Annotated in this window: 16 protein-coding genes; 5 read left to right on the forward strand and 11 right to left on the reverse strand. The window is 61.8% G+C overall.

The genetic code is table 11. From position 1 onward, the window contains the following. Positions 1–8 precede the first annotated feature (8 nt). The 7 genes from DDD64_RS03915 to DDD64_RS03945 all read right to left on the reverse strand — a co-directional run bounded on the left by DDD64_RS03915 (position 9) and on the right by DDD64_RS03945 (position 10,479). Complete coding sequence (locus DDD64_RS03915; RefSeq protein ID WP_016443184.1) at positions 9–1,826, reverse strand: ABC transporter ATP-binding protein; 1,818 nt, start codon at positions 1,824–1,826, stop codon at positions 9–11. Further along, positions 1,827–2,978 (reverse strand): ABC transporter permease, encoded by a 1,152-nt coding sequence (locus DDD64_RS03920; RefSeq protein ID WP_126135118.1) that lies wholly within the window; start codon positions 2,976–2,978, stop codon positions 1,827–1,829. A 51-nt stretch (positions 2,979–3,029) separates the two neighbouring features. Continuing rightward, complete coding sequence (locus tag DDD64_RS03925) at positions 3,030–4,556, reverse strand: ABC transporter permease (protein WP_126135119.1); 1,527 nt, start codon at positions 4,554–4,556, stop codon at positions 3,030–3,032. Positions 4,557–4,764: 208 nt separating this feature from the next. Next, the gene (locus tag DDD64_RS03930) at positions 4,765–6,549 is read right to left on the reverse strand and encodes an ABC transporter substrate-binding protein (RefSeq protein ID WP_016443187.1); all 1,785 of its coding nucleotides are present in this window, start codon (positions 6,547–6,549) and stop codon (positions 4,765–4,767) included. Positions 6,550–6,976: 427 nt separating this feature from the next. Beyond that, positions 6,977–8,662: a class I adenylate-forming enzyme family protein gene (locus DDD64_RS03935; RefSeq protein ID WP_126135120.1), complete on the reverse strand. Its 1,686-nt coding sequence runs from the start codon at positions 8,660–8,662 to the stop codon at positions 6,977–6,979. Further along, positions 8,655–10,124: a M18 family aminopeptidase gene (locus DDD64_RS03940; RefSeq protein ID WP_126135121.1), complete on the reverse strand. Its 1,470-nt coding sequence runs from the start codon at positions 10,122–10,124 to the stop codon at positions 8,655–8,657. The genes DDD64_RS03935 and DDD64_RS03940 overlap by 8 nt, the downstream gene beginning before the upstream one ends. 58 nt (positions 10,125–10,182) lie before the next feature. Continuing rightward, on the reverse strand, positions 10,183–10,479 hold the full coding sequence (locus tag DDD64_RS03945; RefSeq protein WP_126135122.1) for a hypothetical protein: 297 nt from the start codon (positions 10,477–10,479) through the stop codon (positions 10,183–10,185). Positions 10,480–10,602: 123 nt separating this feature from the next. Here DDD64_RS03945 and DDD64_RS03950 point away from each other — a divergent pair, with 123 nt between their 5' ends. From DDD64_RS03950 to DDD64_RS03960, 4 genes are all read left to right on the forward strand, one after another. Further along, on the forward strand, positions 10,603–12,603 hold the full coding sequence (locus DDD64_RS03950) for a potassium transporter Kup (protein WP_126135123.1): 2,001 nt from the start codon (positions 10,603–10,605) through the stop codon (positions 12,601–12,603). Between the two features lie 35 nt (positions 12,604–12,638). Then, complete coding sequence (locus tag DDD64_RS09025) at positions 12,639–13,076, forward strand: alpha/beta hydrolase (protein ID WP_241227363.1); 438 nt, start codon at positions 12,639–12,641, stop codon at positions 13,074–13,076. After that, on the forward strand, positions 12,974–13,861 hold the full coding sequence (locus DDD64_RS03955) for an alpha/beta fold hydrolase (RefSeq protein WP_241227364.1): 888 nt from the start codon (positions 12,974–12,976) through the stop codon (positions 13,859–13,861). The genes DDD64_RS09025 and DDD64_RS03955 overlap by 103 nt, the downstream gene beginning before the upstream one ends. Before the next feature lie 70 nt (positions 13,862–13,931). Next, on the forward strand, positions 13,932–14,801 hold the full coding sequence (locus tag DDD64_RS03960) for a DNA-methyltransferase (RefSeq protein WP_126135124.1): 870 nt from the start codon (positions 13,932–13,934) through the stop codon (positions 14,799–14,801). A 42-nt stretch (positions 14,802–14,843) separates the two neighbouring features. Here DDD64_RS03960 and DDD64_RS03965 read toward each other — a convergent pair whose 3' ends face one another. After that, the gene (locus DDD64_RS03965) at positions 14,844–16,097 is read right to left on the reverse strand and encodes an amidohydrolase (protein WP_126135146.1); all 1,254 of its coding nucleotides are present in this window, start codon (positions 16,095–16,097) and stop codon (positions 14,844–14,846) included. 220 nt (positions 16,098–16,317) lie between these two features. Between DDD64_RS03965 and DDD64_RS03970 the strand changes: the two genes are divergently transcribed. Beyond that, entirely contained in the window at positions 16,318–16,941 is a 624-nt protein-coding gene (locus DDD64_RS03970; RefSeq protein ID WP_126135125.1) for an HAD-IA family hydrolase, read from the forward strand. Between the two features lie 101 nt (positions 16,942–17,042). Here DDD64_RS03970 and DDD64_RS03975 read toward each other — a convergent pair whose 3' ends face one another. From DDD64_RS03975 to DDD64_RS03985, 3 genes are read right to left on the reverse strand one after another with little or no spacing between them, the layout of a single operon-like run. Then, positions 17,043–17,570 carry a methylated-DNA--[protein]-cysteine S-methyltransferase gene (locus tag DDD64_RS03975; protein WP_126135126.1) on the reverse strand — a complete coding sequence of 176 codons (528 nt, stop codon included), beginning with the start codon at positions 17,568–17,570 and terminating at the stop codon, positions 17,043–17,045. Between the two features lie 11 nt (positions 17,571–17,581). Then, entirely contained in the window at positions 17,582–18,133 is a 552-nt protein-coding gene (locus DDD64_RS03980; RefSeq protein ID WP_126135127.1) for an NADPH-dependent FMN reductase, read from the reverse strand. A 51-nt stretch (positions 18,134–18,184) separates the two neighbouring features. Further along, a complete protein-coding gene (locus DDD64_RS03985; protein ID WP_126135128.1) occupies positions 18,185–18,874 on the reverse strand; it encodes a GNAT family N-acetyltransferase in 690 nt (229 codons plus the stop codon). Positions 18,875–18,896: the final 22 nt, after the last annotated feature.

The following is an 18,896-nucleotide window of genomic DNA, read 5'->3' on the forward strand; positions in this document are numbered from 1 at the left end:
GCTCTCGCCTAGTTGGCGGCGTCGTCCTCACTCAAACGCAAACGCGACACTTCCCGGCCCTGCTTACGCAGCAGCGCGTGGCGTTCTTCGCGGCGGCGGCGCTGCTCAATCGGTTCGGGAACCGGAGCGGCCGCCAGGAGCCGCTGCGTGTAGGCTTCTTGCGGGTTGTGGAGGACGTCCTCGCGCTGGCCCGCTTCTACAACCTTGCCGTTTTGCAGCACTACCACGCGATGCGAGAGCATATCGACCACCGCAAGATCGTGCGAAATGAAGAGGCAAGCGAAGCCCATGTCATCCTGCAGTTCGGAGAGCATGGTCAGGACCTGGGCCTGAACGGAAACGTCCAGCGCGGAGGTCGGTTCGTCCGCGATGAGGAGCTTGGGGCGCAGGGCCAGAGCGCGAGCGATGCACACGCGCTGGCGCTGACCGCCGGAAAGCTCATGCGGGTAGCGGTTGAAGGAGGAACGCGGCAGCCGCACCGCATCCAGCAGATCGTACACACGCTGGCGACGTTCCGCCTTGGTGCCGACCTTGTGAACGTCGAGCGGTTCCATAATGCAATCGCCCACCGGGAACCGCGGGTCGAGGGACGCGGCCGGATCCTGGAAGACCACGCCCACGTGCTGGCGCAGTTCCTGGGCGTGCTTACGGGAAGCTCCCACCAGATCTTCACCGAAGATCTTTACCTCACCGGCCGCGGCCGGGATAAGCCCGAGTACGCACTTGCCGATCGTGGATTTACCCGAACCGGATTCACCCACGAGCCCGACAATTTCACGTTCCGCAACATCCAGGGACACATGGTCCACGGCGCGGAAGGGTTCCTTACCCGGAATCTCGTATTCGATAACGAGATCTTTGGCTTCCAGCACCTTTTTATCAAGGTCGATGGATGCTTCCTTTTCCAGGGAGAAACCGAATTGTTCGCGGCCCTGGCCCAGGTGCGGCACCGCTTCCAATAGGCGGCGCGTATAGGGATGCTTGGGGTGATTGAGAACCTGGACGACGTCGCCCGATTCCACAATCTCACCCTTGAACATCACGTGCACCCGGTCAGCCATATCCGCGATCACACCCATGGAGTGGGTGATGAGGAGAATACCGGTATTGAGCTGGTCCTTGAGGGAGCGCAGCAGGTCGAGGATATCCGCCTGGACGGTAACATCCAGGGCGGTGGTCGGTTCGTCCGCAATAATGACGGAGGGGTTGGCGATAAGCGCAATCGCGATAACCACGCGCTGGCGCTGCCCGCCGGAAAGCTGGTGCGGGTACTGGTTCATGCGCTCTTCGGCATCGGGCAGCCCGACGGCCTTGAGCATGGCGACCGCGCGATTGCGGGCATCTTCCCCGAAGGCAAGCCCGTGGGTTTCCAGACCTTCCGTCATCTGGCGGCCGATGGTGAGCACCGGGTTGAGCGCGGTCATAGGCTCCTGGAATACCATGCCCACTTCCGCACCGCGCAGCGCGCGCATGCCCCGCGAGGTCATTCCGCGTACTTCACGGCCGGCTACCTGCACGCTTCCGCTAATAACAGCATTGGAAGGCAGCAGGCCGAGGGCTGTGGTGGAGGTCACCGATTTACCGGAACCGGACTCGCCAACAAGACCCACCACTTCGCCCGGGCGCACATCAATACTCACGCCTCGCACGGCGTGAACCGCACCGAATTCGGTGGCGAACTTGACGTCCAATTCCCCGAAGCCGAGCACCGGCTTATCGGTTTTCGGATGGGGTGTGACGACGGGCTGGTCAGCCTTCAGCGTGGCCGTGGCCGCTGTCGCGGCGGCTTTATCCTGCGTTGTTGCAGCGCGTTTTCCGAGACGCATTTATTCGCCCTTCCTTTCGGTGGCGTCGGATGCGGGAGCGGCGTGCTCGCCACCCGTCGCGGTGGTGGCCGCAGTGGTCACCGGCATGAGATCAGCTTCGACGTCGTTCTCAATATGTCCTTCGGCGAGGGCCTTCATCTTGCGGCGCGATACCGCCGAACGCTGGCGCGGATCGAAGGCATCACGCAGGCCGTCACCGATGAAGTTAATGGAGAGCGCGATGATGAGGATCAGGCCGGCCGGGGCGAAGAAGAGCCAGGGGCGCGTCGAGAACGTGGTCTGGTAGGTAGAAATAAGCAAACCGAGCGAGGTGGCCGGCGGGCGCACCCCGAAGCCGAGGAAGGACAGCGACGTCTCTAGCAGAATCGCCGACGAAATCGACAGGGTTGCCGAAACGATAATCGTGCCCAAGCAGTTCGGGAGGATGTGACGGAAAATGATACGCCACGGGGAAGCTCCCAGCGCGCGAGCCGAGGCTACGAATTCGCGTTCGCGCAAGGAGAGCACTTCGCCGCGCACCAGGCGGGCCAGGCCCGTCCAGGAGAGCACGCCCAGCATCACCGCGAGGAACAAGATACCTTGGCTTCCCACCATCTTGCCGATAACCGCCGCGAGAATAAGGAGCGGGATCACGATGAAGAGGTCGGTGATGCGCATGAGGATCGCTTCGGTCCAACCGCGGAAGTACCCCGCGGCCGCGCCGATAATCGTGCCGATAATGGTGGACACCAGCCCGACAACGAAGGCGATAATAATTGAAATCTGGGTGCCCTTCATGGTCAGGGCAAAGTAGTCCTTACCGATATTGTCCTGCCCGAAGGGGTGTTCGCCCAGCGAGGTCCAGGTCATCGTCGGTTTGCCGTTATTAACGACATCCAGAACATCCATGTAATTGTGGCGCCACAGACCGGAGAAATGCCACTGCAGGCCGAAGAAGCTCATATTCCAGCCAATGGACAGGAAAGCCACCAGCGTCACAAGGATAAGAACGACGGCGGAAACCATCGCGGGCTTATGCCGCAGGAAACGGCGCAGCACCAGGCGCCCCTGCGAATAGGAGGGGCTGGAGGAAGCGAGCTGAGCGTCGTCGACCTCAACAACGTGTTCCGGGTCGAGCGACGCGACGGTTGTTTTCGAGCGATTCTCACTCATCGGATTCTCCTCGGGCTTGGTGACGATTCATGGGGGTAGTCAGGCTCATGGTTACCGCCTAATCCGAGGATCGACGTAGGCGTACATGATGTCCGCGACCATATTCATGAGAACCGCGGCTCCGCCGGTGACCAGGAAGAAAGCCATAACCGGGGCCGGATCGACCTGGGCAAGCCCGGTTCGGAAGAGTTCACCCATGCCCTTCCAGCCGAAGACCGTTTCGGTAATAACCGCGCCACCGATCAGGCCGGCAAAATCGAAAGCGATAATGGTCAGCAGCGGCAGCATGGCATTACGGAAAGCGTGCCGGGTAATAACCGTGTGCTCGGGAAGTCCCTTGGCCCGCGCGGTGCGGATGTAATCCTGACCGAGCACTTCCAGCATGGACGAACGCGTATAGCGCGTATAGGACGCAATGGACATGAGCGTCAACGAGATCGTCGGCAGCAAGAGGTGAGTGAAGGAGTCCAAGAAGCTGAGCCAGAAGACGTGGCTACCCTGGAAATTCGGAGTCATCGAACCGATGGTGGAAATCGGGCGGTTCTGGGTGAGCGGCAGGTAGGTCGACCAGTAGCGGGCCGCGAAATCGAAAATAATCGCGATCCACACCGAGAAAACGGCCCAGATCGACGCCCAGGTCACCGAGCGGCGCGCGTAGCCACCGAAGAAGTAGGACACGCCCACGGAAACGGCGACTCCGAGAGCCAGAATCAAGAAGAGGAAGCCCCAGGTCGGCTCCCAGAGCATATTCGAGCAGGCCGCCACGATGACGAACATGATCGCGGCGTTGGCGCCCACCACGGCAAAGCCGCGCTTATTGGAGAAACCGAGGAAGAGACCGGTGAAGAGCACCGTGCCGGCCAGGCCCATGAGAGCTTCGATCCACAGCCCGCCGGTGGGTTCGAGGAAGGCGCGGGTGACGGAAATGTATTCCATAACGCCGAAAGCAACAGCGAAGCTAATGCCCGCGGCCATCGCGCGCCGCTTCGGGCCGCCGGCCACGAGGGCCTGCACAAAGAGCGCGAAAATGCCGGCAAATATCACGATAGTAACCAGTGAAATTGTTGGATCTGCCAGCCAGTCATTAAAGCGAATAGCGCCGTATTCCTTCAGAAGCACCGCGAAAACGAAGGCGGGTAGTGAGTAGAAGGTGAAGGCGAGGAAGGTCACGACGTAATCGAAACCGGTGTAGCGGCGGATAGCACTCATCACGCCGAAGAAGATTCCGAAGAAGATCGCGAGGAAGGTGGCCGCCAGCACGAGGCGCAAGGTGGCGGAAGCGGCCTGACCGAGCATGTCATTAACAGACTGTCCGGAACGATTGACGCCCAGGTCGCACTGGCCGATGAAGCATTTTGCCGCTCCGGTCAGCCAGGTCCAATAGCGCTCGTACCAGGGCAGGTCGAGGCCCATGAAGGAGGAGCGCTGCTGCATGAGGTTTTCGCGATTCGGGTTATTGGATTCGCGAAGGTCCTCGAGGGGGTCGCCCGAATTGATCGTAAGAACAAAAATAAGGAGCGACGCGGCCCAGAGGATAAGTACTGAGATGCCAATTCGTTTGGCGATGAATTTATACACCGCGAGACTTCTTTCCGTTCTGTGTGCCGATGGGCGCCGGTTCGGACAATTTTACTCGGTGACTATAGTACATAAGCATTTCCAGACGAAATGGGACGTGGGATGTGACACAGGAAGGGTGAACGAGACTGCACGCCGGGAGGGGCCGCGCTCGCGGCCCCTCCGGTGCAGCTAGAAAATAACTATTACTTCCTATGCATAAGGCTAATTACTCAGCCTTGGCGGGTGCGGAGCCCCAGCTCCACTTTTCGGCATTCCAGGCGATGCCGGACTGGGTGACGTTGCGCTCAACGTTCTCCATACCGGTGGTGTACGCCGCGATGCCCGGGTGGGTGAAGAGCGGAATACCGAAGAGGTCATTCCACAGTTCCTTCTCAATCACCTTCTTGGCTTCCTTCTGGACCTTCGGATCCAGGCTGGAGGAAACCTTGTCCCATTCGGTGTCAACAGTGGCGTTGGCGTAACCGGTTTGGTTCTGGCCACCGTTGGACTTGTAGATATTCGCGCCGGAAACGATCTGGCCGGAGCCGGACCAGGCGAAGAGCACCATATCGAAGTCGCCGCTCTCATAGCCGCCACCCGGAGCCATGAAGCCCTGGGCCCCGACGTCCTGGACGGTGATGCCGGCCTGGGCGCAGGAGGAGGTCACGAGGGCAACCTCATCGGAACGGCGCTGGTTGGGCTGGTTGTAACCAATGCGGACCACCGGGTTGGCGATACCGGATTCAGCAACCTTGGCCTTGGCCTTTTCGATATCCACGGTGTCGTATTCGCCGTTGTAGGAGGCGGACACAACTTCCTTGTACTCGGGGTTATCCGGGAAGTATTCGCGGGAGTTGAGAACTTCAGCCTTGTCGTTGAGCGGCTTGATAAGCGAATCAACGATCTGCTGACGCGGGATGCAGTAGGCCATGGCCTGGCGCAGCGCGAGGCCGCCCTTGTCATTGGCGAAGATGGAGCCCGGCTTGAAGTTGAAGTCGAAGTGCTCCCAAATCATGGTGTTACCTTCGAGGACGGTCACGCCCTGGGTGCCGTTGAGGGCATCAAGGGTGTCCTTGGTGGCCTGCGGTTCGATAACGTTGACGTTCTGGTTGGCGAGGGCCTGCACCTGGCCTTCCGGCGGAATGAAGCGGATCACCAGTTCATCGAGGCCGGGCTTCTCACCCCACCAATCCGGGTTGGGAACCATGGTGATGTACTGACCGGCTTCCCAGCCACCTTCCTTGAGGGTGTAGGGACCGAAGGACGGCGCATCTTCCGCGGCGGGCAACTGGCCCGGGGTGGGAGAATTCCAGTTATTCCAGAATTCAGCGGCCTTCTTAGCGGTCTCGAAGTCCTTGTTCTTCAGGGCCTCGAAGAGTTCCTTCTTGGAGATGCCAATCTTGTTGGCTACCACGTGCGAGGGAAGCGGACCGGAAACAACCAGCTGCCAGTCCGGATTCGGCTCGCTGTAGGTGATGGTGAAGGAACGGTCACCCGGGTTGCACTGGGGGCCTTCCGGAACGCCGTCCGCGTAGGTATCCGGGCTGGACACGTGATTGAACAGCGGTTCATCGGAGCCGGCAGCGGCCTGGCCGTCCATAATCCACTTCGGGTTCTGGGTAACCCAGTCCATGTAGGCGTCTTCACAGGTGATGAGTTCGCCGCCCTGGTACTTGGCCTCATCGTTGAAGGTGTACTTCACGGTGAGGGGGTTCTCAGAAACCATTTCATAGTCACCGAGCGGGGTGCCGTGCTTCCACTCGCCATTGGCGGAGTAGTAGCCGAAACCGGGCATCATACGGTCAACAACAAGGGAGTTGGCCGAGCTGTAGGTAGTGGGCGTCAAGCCGTTGTAGCCCAGGAATTCATCGGCACCGACGGTGACCGAAGCGGTCCGGTTGACATTTCCTTCGACCTGGGTGGGGCCACCCTTGCCGTTGGAGGAACAACCAGTCATGACCAGAGCAAGCGCGGCTGCTCCGGCCACCAAGGGATAAGCGGTCTTCTTCACGAAGGAACCTCCTCATTGACTGTTTCCGTACCGCGGGGGCAGTCCCCCGGTGCGGAGTGATCATGTTCGCGCCGTGAGCGCGTGGAATATGCAAAAGCGGTGCCGGATTCTTGAGAATCCGGTGCGTTGACGATCTCCACAGGATGGAACACGCATTGACATCCTGTGCGGATAGCCAGCGCCACCGCTCTAACCATGAAAAAAGCCTACACGAGTCTTGACGATTTCTTTACGTTTAGGCTCAGGCTTTTTTGATGTGCAAATGTTCACGCTCGCAAGAATGGGGAAAATCCGCGGCACAGAGCCGTTTTTCGACGTTGTGAGCGACTGAAGACTTTCAGGAAAGAGTCACGTCTCACGCCGTGCATATCTCATATGCTGAGATAGTTTTTCTCAAAATCATTCCAGCGATGAGATGCGCACTGTTTTAGGGCGCCGCGGGAGCGGGCGCGGCAGTACCGTGCCCGAAGAGATCCCGCAGCCGTGCCCGGGATACCTTCCCGTCATCGTCCACCGGCAGCTCATCAAGCACCAGAAGGAGGCGCGGGAGCTTGAAGGTGGCGAGCGCCTGGGCGGCGAAAGCCCTCAGCTGGTCGAGGCTGGGCACGGGCAAGCTTTGGGGCACCACCGCGAAACCACCGGTCGCCGGATCCGGAGTAGCGAAATCTTCGGGGCGAGCCGCGTGGGAATCCATCACGATGGCGGCTCCCACCACCTGGCCCCACACCGGATCTGGCACACCCGTAACCAAGGCGGAACGCACTCCCGGGTACTGGTGGAGTACCCGCTCAATTTCTTCGGGGTGAACGGTATCTCCCCCGGTCTTGATGGTATCGGTGACCCGGGCAACCAGAGTGATATATCCGTCTGCATCCACCCGCGCGTGATCCTGGGAACAGAACCATTCCCCCGCGAAAGAAGAGCGCTGGTAATTATCCCCGTGCCAGTATCCAGCCGAAATGCTCGGCCCGCGCAATTGCATTTCTCCGATTTCCCCAGGCGCCACCGGGGTATCGGTACCCGGTTCCACCAGGCGAATCTCCACGTAGGGCATGGCGCGCCCCACCGTTTCAGCCTTATGGGACACGCGCGCGGTGGGAAGATACGGGCCGACGCCGCCCGTTTCCACAGACCCCCATATATTAAGAGGATGGAGACCCGCCGCATCCAGGCGCCCCATAAGAGCGGGCGGTACCGCCGCTCCACCCACGAAGGCGTAGCGGAGACTGGAGAGGTCCCGGGCGAGGAAGGTGTCGTCGTCGAGCATAAAAGAATAGGTGGTGGGGGTGCCGAACACGGTGGTGACCCGGTGTTCTTCCATAAGGTGCAGCAGGCCGGCCGGGGAGGGAGTGCGTGCAATAACAATGCGGCCCCCGCGTGCGAAGTGGAAAAGCGTGCCGCCGTTGAAACCGGCGATAGATGAACAGCGGGCGCTGTGCAGGAAGATGTCGTCGCGCCCGTAACCCAGCGCGTCGTGGAAAATACGATCCGCCCACCACAAGTTGTCATGAGTAAGTTCGAGGGCTCGTGGCGCTTCCGGGGGCGCGGGCCGGAACATCATAACGGCCACCCCGCTCGGGTATCCCTCCGTATTAAAAGCGGGATTACCGGCGGTGCCATCGGCAACGAAATCAGCGGTGAAACTCCCGGTTGCCGCGCTCAGAGCAATATAGCCGTTGGTGAGGGCAGGAGTGAAGGGCGGGGCGAGCACGTCGTCGTCGATAACAAAATGGATAAGGGTTCCCGTGGAGGTGAAGGCGCCGGCGGTGCCTATTTCCGCGCACGCGATAAGGACGCGCGGGGCCGCGAAATCAACGAGGCGTTGAATCTCCACAGGGTGGAGGCGGGCATCCACCGGAACGTACACCGCACCGATGCGGGCGCAGGCCACCGCAACAAGATAGTGATAGGGAGAATTATGGGCCACGATCATAACGCGGTCCCCGTGTGAGACGCCGGCCTGCACGAAAAGTTGGGCGAGGCGGGAGGTGGTATCGCGGGCTTCCCCGACCGTCAGGGCGGTAGCGTCATAGAGCAGGCAGGTGCGATCCGGGTTGGCGAAGGCGGTGCGATCAAGCAGATAGGCAACGTTCGTGACGGGGACGCTACTCATTGCTCTCACTTTCTGCGCCCGGGCTCGCTCCCCCGCCGGTATCCGCGAGATCCGCATCCTGCATATCAGCGGCGCGCTCACCGAAAAGGAAACCGCGAATGAGGCGGCGCAGCTGGTAGAGATCCTCCACGTGGGAGAGCTCGCGCGCCGAGTGCATAGACAGAAGCGGCACGCCCACATCCACCGTGGTGATACCCAGGCGGGTAGCCGTGAGTGGGCCGATGGTGGTACCGCAGGGAATGGAATTCCGCGAGATGAAGAACTGGTAGGCCGCTCCGGCATCACTGGCCGCACGGAGAGCGAGCGTGACCGATGCGGCATCGGAGGCGTAGCGCTGCTGGGCGTTCATTTTGATGAGCGGGCCGGCACCGGCGCGCGGGGCGGAATCCGGGTCGTAGAACTCCGCGTAATTGGGGTTGAGGGCGTGCCCGGCATCGGCGGATAGGCAGGCCGAGCGCGCCAGCAGCTGGTACCAGCTATCCCCGCGCACCCCGAAGCTTTCCGCGATGCGGGTCAGCACGGTTTCCAGGAAGGGCCCGCTGGCTCCGCTGGTGGTTCCCGAACCTACTTCTTCGTGGTCAAAAGCGGCGAAAACCGGGAAGTAGGGAAGAGCTGCGTTATCCCCCACGCCAGCGGCTACCCCGTCGAGGAGTGCGCGCAGCCCGGCGTATACGGAGGACAAATTATCCTGGCGTCCGGCCGATAGGTACGCCCCATTGCGCCGCGGCGGCTCCACATCATAAGCGTAAATATCATGCCAGCCGATCCATTCAGCGCCGGGCGCTTCCCGGCCTTCCGGCCCCGGCTGCGCATAACGCGCCAGGGTTTCAAAAAGATCGCTATCCGTATCCGCGCCGAAGCCCGCATCCACCCCGGTAACAATCGGGTGGAGATGCTGCTGACGATCCAGCGTGAGACTATCACGGTTACCGGAAATAAGGTGCGGGGCGAGCTGCGGGATCACCATGCAGGCGGGGGTGCGAACCAGGTATTCCCGACCGTCCATATCCGTGACGCGCCCGGCCAGCCCCAAATCCCGGTTGAGCCAAGAATTGAGCAATGGCCCGCCGTAGACTTCCATATCCACCTGGGTGTAGCCCCCGTGGCGGGAGGTTCCGGCCGGCTTGAGTTTGAGGCTGGGCGAATCGGTATGCGCGCCCAGGATGCGGAAGGGTGCCAGCTCGCCGGAACCGGCGCCCCGCGGACTCACCCAGGCAATCAGTGCCCCGCCGCGCCGTACGTAGCGGGCCCCGCGCGCCTCCCAGGGTTCCGTTTCGCGCTGCTCGGTAAAACCGTGCGCTTCCAGAATATGAGCCAGCTGCGCCGCTGCGTGGTAGGACGACGGGGATGCCGCGATGAACTGCGCGTATCCGCGAGCGTGGCGATCAGCGGCGGCACCTCCCTGCGCCTGCAGCGGATCCGCCAGCTCCGTATCGGGCGTGGACTCAGCAAACTCAGACATGCTCATGGCCTCCCAGTCTAGTGACCGCCGGGGCACCCCGGCCTCGTTGTTTCAGCGTTTAGGAGCGCGGCTGACCTTCCGGGGAATCCCAGAAATCCCCCGCGGGATCAGTTCCGGTGGTGCCGGGTCCGCCAACGGCCTCAGCTGCGCCGTCGTTCCCATATTCTTCGTTCTCCGCAACCGCGCCGGCCGCAACTTCCGCGGGCGTGACCTCCATGGTGCCGCGCGCCGCGTGGCGGCGTGCCAAGAAGAGCAAAAGAATTCCCAGTGCCAGCACCAAAACGCTAATAACCACCCAGGCGAGGACCTGCGCCCCACTACTGGCGAGCTGGGCGCCACCGTTCACTGTTTCCATTGTTATTGAACTCCTCACCGCAACGATTAGCTTCCTGGGACGATGGTACACCGGGTGACTAGAACATCACACCGGACCTTTTCCACGCGTTTTCGTCAGCAAGGGTGGCTAGGATTCCCGCTCATGACAAAAATTTTTCGCGCTGCATCGCTGCGGCGTGACGGTGGGGAACACAGCGCCCACCGTGGCGGGGCTCTGACCCGCGCCGGTCTTGGTTTGGCTGCTCTCGGCGTCGTTTTCGGCGATATCGGGACCAGTCCGCTCTACGTTGTACGCGCGGTTTTCACCGTGCACGGCGGCGCCGTTCCGCTCACGGACGCCTCGATTTACGGAGTGATCTCCCTGGTGGTGTGGATGCTCCTTCTTATCGTGTCATTCAAATACGTCATCCTTGTGTTGCGTGCGGATAACGACGGCGAAGGCGGAATCATCGCCCTCGCCACCCTGCTGCGCACCCTCAGCGGTGGGCGGCCGCGAGCTGCCGCGCTCTTCACGGTGGCGGGCATGTTCGGTGCGGCGCTCTTTTTCGGCGACGCCGTTATCACCCCGGCCATTTCCGTGCTCTCCGCTATCGAAGGCATCCGGGTGGCACTCCCAGCCTTCCCCGCCACCCTCATCGTGCCCATCGCGCTGGTGATTCTTCTCACCCTGGGCTGGATGCAGCGCTACGGCACCGGGCGGGTCGGCGCTATTTTCGGACCTTTCATGCTGCTGTGGTTCACGGGCCTGGCCCTCATCGCACTCCCGCATATTGCCGCGCATCCGGAAATTATCGCGGCACTTTCCCCGCATGAGGCCCTCACCTTCGTGGGCCGCCACCCGGCTATCGGTTTCCTCGCCATGGGCGCGGTGGTGCTCGCGGTGACCGGCGCCGAGGCGCTCTACGCCGATATCGCCCATTTCGGGCGGCGCCCCATTTCCGTGGTGTGGTTCGTGGTGGTGCTCCCCGCGCTGGTGTGTAACTACCTGGGGCAGGGTGCGCTGCTGCTCGCGCATCCGGAGGCCATCGCCGATCCGTTCTTCCACCTGGTGTCGTCCCAATGGGCCCTGGTGCTCATGCTGCTGGCCACCGGCGCCACGGTGATTGCCTCGCAATCGGTGATCGCGGGAACCTATTCCATTGCCCGCCAGGCTTCCCGGTTGGGATACTTGCCGCACCTGCGGATCCGCTATACCTCCGCGAGCGGGGCGGGGCAGATTTACCTGCCGGATATTACCGGGCTGCTGGTGGCCGCAGTTGCGGCCGTCGTGGTGATTTTCCGCGATTCGGAGCGGCTTTCTTCCGCTTACGGACTGGCGGTTTCCACCGATTTCCTTCTCACCACCGCCATGCTCCTGGCCCTCACTGTGATCGGCTGGCACTGGCGCTGGTGGCAAAGCGCAGCGCTTGCGGTGGTCCTCGGCGCGGTGGAAGTACCGCTTTTCGCCGCTAATGCCGCGAAGCTGGTTACCGGCGGGTGGCTGCCTCTGCTCATCGCGCTCGTTCTCATGGTGGTCATGCTCACGTGGCGGCGCGGGGAGGCGGTGGTGGCAGCTACTCGGGCACGGACCGAAGGCACCCTCGCGGAGTTCGCGGCGCAGCTGCAGAAAAATCCGCTGCGGCGCGTTCCGGGTACCGTGATCTATCCGCATTCCCTCGCTACCACGGTTCCGGCTGCTTTGCTGGCCACCACGGCGCTGCATCGCAGTATGCGCGACCACGTCATTATTCTCTCCATCAAAACGGCCCCGCAGGCCCATATCGAGCGCGCCGAGCGCATCACACTGACGCAGGTGAGCCCGCGCGTGGAGGGCGTTGTGCACCTCACGATGCGTTACGGCTTCATGGATAGTCGCAATATTCCAGCCGATCTGGAATGGGCACAGCGCGAATACGGCTGGGGGTCCTGGAAGCTCAGCGAGGCCCAGTGGGTGCTTAGTCACCTCGGGGTACGCTCGCGGGGGAAGAACGACGACGCAGTTTCGAGCGCCGTGCCCGCTGCCAGCACCGGTGATTTTCCGCAGTTGCCCCGCTGGCAAGCCTGGCTTTTTGCGCGGATCGCGCGCCATTCCGCATCGCCGGCCTGGGTGAAGAGTCTCCCGGCGGATCGCACCGTGGAGATTTCCCGCGAGGTCATCGTGTAGCTACTCATGTCGAAGCGCCTGGTAGCGTTCCTATTATGACGACAACAACGCACTACCTCGGGCAGCTTCGCCTCGATGAACTCAGCCTCACGGTGCCGCTCACCGCGGATCGGGAAGATACGCGCACCATCGATGTATTCGCTCGCATCGCCACCCGCCCGGGTGGGGAATCCCTCCCCTACCTTTTCTATCTGCAGGGCGGGCCGGGCTATGAAGCCTGGCGGCCCAGCCTTTCCCCGCTGGAGCCCTCCTGGCTGAATGTGGCCTTGGAACGCTACCGGGTTGTTTTTGTGGATGAACGCGGTACGGGCCGCTCCACGCCCGTCGGGGAAGATATCCTCCGCACCGGGAGCACCGCGCAGGTGGCATTGTGCGCGATTGCGAGGCGCTGCGCCGCGAGCTCGGCGCGGAGAAAATCAATCTTCTCGGGCAGTCCTTCGGTGGTTTCACCACCGTGCATTACCTCTCGGTAGCGCCCGAACATATCGATCAGGCTTTCCTCACCGGCGGGCTCACCGCGGTGCGCCGCAGCGCGGATGATGTCTATTCCCTCACGTGGGAAAAGATGCGGGAGCACAGTGAAGAGTACTACCGGCGCTTCCCCGCGCACCGGGATCGGGTGCGGGAGCTGGTGGATCTGGCCGGTAGCGGCTCCATTGAATTGCCCTCGGGGGAAATCGTTTCGCCCTCACGGCTACGTTCCCTCGGGCATCTCCTCGGTTCGGATAACGGGTGGCGGGAACTGTACTACCTCCTGGAAAAGGATCCGGCTTCTACGGCTTTCCGTTATGACCTGGCCGCCGCTATGCCCTTTGATGGGCGTAATCCGCTCTACTACGTGCTGCACGAATCTTCGTACGCGGATGGCGTGGTCACCAATTGGAGTGCGGAACGTACCCAACCGGAGGATTTCCGCACCGATACGTCGCTCCTCTACGGTGAACACGTCTGGGCGGAGTGGGCGGATACCGTCCCGGCCTTCCAGCCGTGGAAGGATGTCGTTGAAAAGCTAGCCACGTGGCCGTGGCCGCAGCTCTACTTCCCGGAAGCTTTGCGGGAATCCGGGGCACGGGGTGCGGCCGCTGTGTATGTGAACGACGCTTACGTGCCCGTGGAGTTCTCCCTCGAAACGGGGGCGCTGCTGCCCGGGATCCACCGGTACGTGACGTCTACCCATGAGCACAGCGGATTGCGTTCCAGTAACGGAGCGGTGCTACGCACGCTCTTTGAGTTGGCCGATGGTACGCGCCTGCGCTAATTGCGCACTCCCGGAATAGTGGGCGGCCCGCGTCCGTGCGGGCCGCCGGTAAGAAAGTGAGGATACATATATGTGGAATGATGCGGATACGGACGCTGTGGTGTTCGGAGATAACCTACCGGTGCTCCGGGCCCTCCCGGCCGAATCATTCCAGCTTATTTACCTCGATCCTCCTTTTAATACCGGCCGGCCCCAGCGCCGCTCCACGGTGGTGACCCGGCGTTCGAGCACCGGGAATCGTATCGGTTTCAAGGGCCAACGGTATGAAACTATCGTGGAGCGGGTACTCGGCTACGATGATAGCTTCGCCGAATATTGGGGTTTTCTTGAACCGCGCCTGGAAGAGGCCTGGCGGCTCCTCACCGATTCGGGAACGCTCTATCTCCATCTTGATTATCGGGAGGCGCACTACGCGAAGGTGCTCCTCGATGCGCTTTTCGGGCGAGAGTGCTTCCTCAATGAGATTATTTGGGCCTACGACTACGGCGCCCGCACGAAAAAACGCTGGCCCGCCAAGCATGACACCATTTTGGTGTACGTGAAAAACCCGGCTAGCTACTATTTCAATTCGGAAGATGTGGATCGTGAACCGTATATGGCTCCCGGTTTGGTCACGAAGGAAAAGGCGGCGCGCGGCAAACTTCCTACGGATGTGTGGTGGCATACCATTGTGTCCCCTACCGGGAAAGAGAAAACCGGCTACCCCACCCAAAAACCACTGGGGATTCTGCGCCGAATTATCACCGCGTCCTCTCGGCCGGGGGATTGCGTCCTTGATTTCTTTGCCGGTTCGGGTACCACCGGGGCCGCGGCGCGCGAATTGGAGCGCCGTTTCCTGCTTGTTGATGCCAATCCGGAAGCCATCGCGGTGATGCGCACCCGCTTCCCCGCTGATGTGCGGTTCGGGGAATGGGATGGCGCGGCGGTGAGCTGGACGTAGTGCGCCCGCAGCGCACCTCCTGAAGCTGGCCGGCTACCCGGCTCAGGAATCCACACGCAGCTGCGAATAGAGCGCGCAGGCACCTACCCGATAAGCAGGCTCCAGGGAAAGCTCCGGATCGGCGTAGAAATCCGGGGAGTGATTCGAAGCGGGCTCCCCCTGCGCGGGGTTGAGCTGCGCGGGTGAAAACCCGCCGAAAAGCCAGAATACCGACCGTGCCCCGGCGCTCTGTCCCAGCACCGCAAAGTCCTCACTGAAACCGAAAGTTTCGGCGGCCAGATTCTCCTCCCCCAGTTCCGCAGCGATGACGTCACGCAAGGCCGCAACAGCTGCGTCGTCGTTCACGGTGGCATCCACCTGGCGGATCTGGCGGATCAGCGGTTCGGGCGCGCCGGCCGCGAGCGCCTCAGCCCGCACAATCCGCTCGATACCGGTGTTGATGATTGCGCGGGTTTCCTCATCCCGGAACCGGGTATTGATGCACAGGCGCGCGGTGTCCGGAATGATATTGTCCTGGCTGCCGGCCTGGAAAACACCGACGCTCACAACCGCGTTGCGGTCCGGGTCCGTCATGCGGGAACGGATTGTTTGCAGGCGGGTAACGATGGCCGAACCTATCACAATAGGGTCGACGGCGCGGTGGGGCTGCGAACCATGCCCGCCTACCCCGTGCACAATAACTTCGAAACCGTCCGAGCCGGGCAGAACCCCACCCGGATAAAGATTGACCCAACCGGCCGGGCGTGGCACCACGTGGCCGCCGTACATGATCTGCGGGCGCGGGGCTTTCTCCCACAGGCCAGCCTCCACCATGGCGCGTGCCCCCAGGCCGTTTTCTTCCGATGGTTGGAAAACAAAAACAATGGTGCCGTGCCACAGCTGCGTATTTGCGGCAAAGGCCCGTGCCAGGGCGAGCGCGAGCGACATGTGGGAATCGTGCCCGCAGGCGTGCATAACCGGAACGTTTTTCCCGGAGGCATCGATCCCGGTGGCCCGCGAGGCATAGCTCAGGCCGGTGCGCTCGGCAACGGGAAGCCCGTCCATATCAGCGCGGTAGCCCACCACCGGGCCGGAGCCGTTGCGCAGCACGCACGCAAAACCGGTATCGGTAACGGGGATGATCTCGCGGGTGAGCGCGCCGGAAAGTTCCATGGCTTCCAGGCGTTCCCGGAGCGCCCGCGAGGTCTCCACTTCCTGGAAAGACAACTCGGGGTTGGCGTGGAAATACTGGAAATCAGCGATCATCGCGGCCCGGGCCGAGGCGGTGAGGTGAAATTCCTCGGGGAGATACTGCACGGCGTTCCCTCTCATCCGATGCTAGCGGTGCGGGCGCCTCAGTGGCGCAGGGTGCGCAAACGTCCGCTCACCTCGTTTATTTTAGCGCCGCGCCGAACGTCCGTGGCAGGCCGGGGCAGCCACTGGCTAGGCTGGAGGGAGTGCGCGAACGCGGCACGCTAGCAAGCGGAGCCACGATGTGCCGGTACGTGCGGCGGAAACGCCCAGGCGAGGAGGAATAATGTTCCACAACATCATTTGGGATATGGGCGGAACCATGGTGGATACCTACCCGCACGTGGATGCCACCTTGCAGGCCGTTGTGCTCGATTCCGGTCAGGAGGTTTCCCTCCTGGAGGTTGCCCGCCTGACCCGGCGTTCCACCAACCTCGCCATCACCGAGCTTTCGCGCCGTTTCGGGATTCCCGAAGCGCGGTTCCGCGAGCGCGAACAAGAACTAAAAGACTCCTGGAAAATCACACCTCCGCCCGCGATGGCGCATGTGCATGATGTTCTTGCCGCGGTTGCCGGGATCAACGGGATCAACGTGGTGGTCACGCACCGGGATCGCGCGAGCGCCCGCACCCTCCTGGAGGGCTTGGGCCTCCAGGTTAGCGATATGGTCTGCCCCGAGGACGGCTTCCCGCGCAAACCCGATCCGGCAATGTTCACCCATATGATCAACAAACACCACCTGGATCCGGCCCGTACCCTCGCCATCGGAGATCGACCCATCGATATCACGACGGCGCACAAAGTTGGCGTAGCCGGTGCTCTCCTAGAAACTCCCGGTATTGAGCTGGAGGCAGATGCCGATTATCGCATTACTGATCTTGCCGAAGTCCTCCCGCTCCTCGGCTCATAAGCTAGCGGCGTAGCTTGTGCCCGCGCGGGAGTTTTTCTGGCACAACTGCGCTTATTGCGAGGAACGGCCAGTTTCAGCGACCCCATGCCTTTCCAGCCGCCTCAGACTTTTCCAGTCACCCCGGGCATTTCTAGCCGCAGCAGTGCTTTTTTCATATCCAGCCCGCCCGCGTATCCGCCCAGGGCGCCACGCGCGGCAAGCACTCGGTGGCAGGGCAGCACAATAGGTATCGGATTACGCGCGCATGCCGATCCCACCGCACGCACCGCACGCGGGTTGCCCGCCATTGCAGCAAGCTGGCCATACGAGCGGGTCTGCCCGTAGGGAATCTCCCCGAGGGTGCGCTGCAACCGGGCCGCAAAGGGGCCGCGAGTGAGAACCAGATCGGTCGGGAGTGTGAAATAGGTGCGTTCCCCCGCGAAATATTCGGTGAGCTGGGCGCATGCTTCCGCCGCGAGCTGCTCCGCCCGGCACCGCTCTTCGCCTTTCTCAAGCTCGATAACCGCCTGCGGGCGCGGCAGCCCGGGAAGCACCACCGCGATAAGCGCATGCGCCTGCGCCGCAACGGCGAATTGCCCCAGTGGGGAATCACAGGAGCGCCATACCGCTGCGGCGCAGGCACGTGTCACGGTAGGTTTCTTTACTTCGCGAGCTGGGAGGTGAGTTGTTCAAGGCCGCTCAGCACGGCTTCTACTTCACCCGCGCGGCGTTCCAACGGGGTGAAGTCGCCGGCTGTCCAATCCTCAAACATCATGAAATTCACTTCGGAGCGGATGGCGGGCATATTGAAATTAGCCGTAATCTGGCGCCACTGCTCGATAGCGCGCACGCCCCCGATGGAGCCGTGTCCCACGAAGGCAACCGGCTTATTCATCCACTCGATACCCAGCGCATCAACCGCGTTCTTGAACGCCCCGGGAACCCCGTGGTTGTATTCCGGGGTCACGAAAATAAAGGCGTCGAATTCACCGATTTTATCGGCCCAGCGCTGAATGGCCGGGTTATCGTAACGGCCCGCGGCCGCGGCCGGAACCACGGGGCTGGTGAGGAGCGGAATATCGAAATCCTTGATGTTGACGAGTTCGTAGGTGGCCTCCCCAGCCCGCTGGGATGCGAGCTGGGCGACGTACCGAGCCACACTTTCGGTGGCCTGACCCTCGCGAATTGATCCGGAAATAATTGCGATCTTCATAAACGTGTCCTTTCATTGAGGTGAGCGACACCCAGATTACCAATCACTCATTTACCTTTCAACGGGATAGGTAGTGCCCCGGTTCAGCTCTGTGCGAACATCGCTCGCTCGGGTATGAGCACCATCCGCTGCGGTACTGGTGGGCGCCTGCGCCTCACCGCCGTGTCCCACCGCAGCACCGGCATTCTCATCCAGATCACTGGCGAGCACGGCGTAGACGATAGTATCCGTCCACTCCCCTTTGAGCCAGAAATCCTGGCGCATATGCGCCTCTTTACGCATTCCCGCGTGCTGGAGCATGAGCTCGCACACCCGATCCCGCGCGTCCATTTGCGCGGCAACGCGATGCACCCCGCACTCGGTACAGGCGTAGCGAATCATGGCCCGCATAGCCTCCGAAGCGTAACCGTGCCCGCGAAAATCCGGGTGCAGCACGGTGGCGATCTCCGCAACGCCGTGCTGCGGATCGGTCATCCACAGGCGCACATCCCCGATAGGTTGTGCATCAAGTTCTATTACGACGGCGAGCGCGGCCTGCGGGCCGCGCAAATCCCGCGCCTGGGCACGCTGGGCAGCTTCGTTGACCGCCCGTTCGGGATTCCAGGCATCGGTCATGAGGTAGCGGGTGACATCTTCGCGACTGTAAATACTGTGCAGCCACGGCGCATCATCGGGCCGGTGCAGTCGCAGTCGCAACCGCGCGGTTGTCACCGAAAATTCATCATATGTAGTGGTATTCATGGCCCTTTAAGTGTAACGACAA

Origin of the sequence: Actinotignum sanguinis (assembly GCF_003957255.1) — a bacterium.
Classification (GTDB): domain Bacteria; phylum Actinomycetota; class Actinomycetes; order Actinomycetales; family Actinomycetaceae; genus Actinotignum; species Actinotignum sanguinis.

Excerpts from the sequence above, each read along its gene's own strand:
- DDD64_RS03970 (WP_126135125.1), top strand. The coding sequence starts at position 16,318 with ATGTTCCACAACATCATTTGGGATATGGGCGGAACCATGGTGGATACC.
- DDD64_RS03915 (WP_016443184.1), bottom strand. The coding sequence starts at position 1,826 with ATGCGTCTCGGAAAACGCGCTGCAACAACGCAGGATAAAGCCGCCGCG.
- DDD64_RS03980 (WP_126135127.1), bottom strand. The coding sequence starts at position 18,133 with ATGAAGATCGCAATTATTTCCGGATCAATTCGCGAGGGTCAGGCCACC.
- DDD64_RS03960 (WP_126135124.1), top strand. The coding sequence starts at position 13,932 with ATGTGGAATGATGCGGATACGGACGCTGTGGTGTTCGGAGATAACCTA.
- DDD64_RS03945 (WP_126135122.1), bottom strand. The coding sequence starts at position 10,479 with ATGGAAACAGTGAACGGTGGCGCCCAGCTCGCCAGTAGTGGGGCGCAG.
- DDD64_RS09025 (WP_241227363.1), top strand. The coding sequence starts at position 12,639 with ATGACGACAACAACGCACTACCTCGGGCAGCTTCGCCTCGATGAACTC.
- DDD64_RS03940 (WP_126135121.1), bottom strand. The coding sequence starts at position 10,124 with ATGTCTGAGTTTGCTGAGTCCACGCCCGATACGGAGCTGGCGGATCCG.
- DDD64_RS03985 (WP_126135128.1), bottom strand. The coding sequence starts at position 18,874 with ATGAATACCACTACATATGATGAATTTTCGGTGACAACCGCGCGGTTG.
- DDD64_RS03950 (WP_126135123.1), top strand. The coding sequence starts at position 10,603 with ATGACAAAAATTTTTCGCGCTGCATCGCTGCGGCGTGACGGTGGGGAA.
- DDD64_RS03935 (WP_126135120.1), bottom strand. The coding sequence starts at position 8,662 with ATGAGTAGCGTCCCCGTCACGAACGTTGCCTATCTGCTTGATCGCACC.
- DDD64_RS03920 (WP_126135118.1), bottom strand. The coding sequence starts at position 2,978 with ATGAGTGAGAATCGCTCGAAAACAACCGTCGCGTCGCTCGACCCGGAA.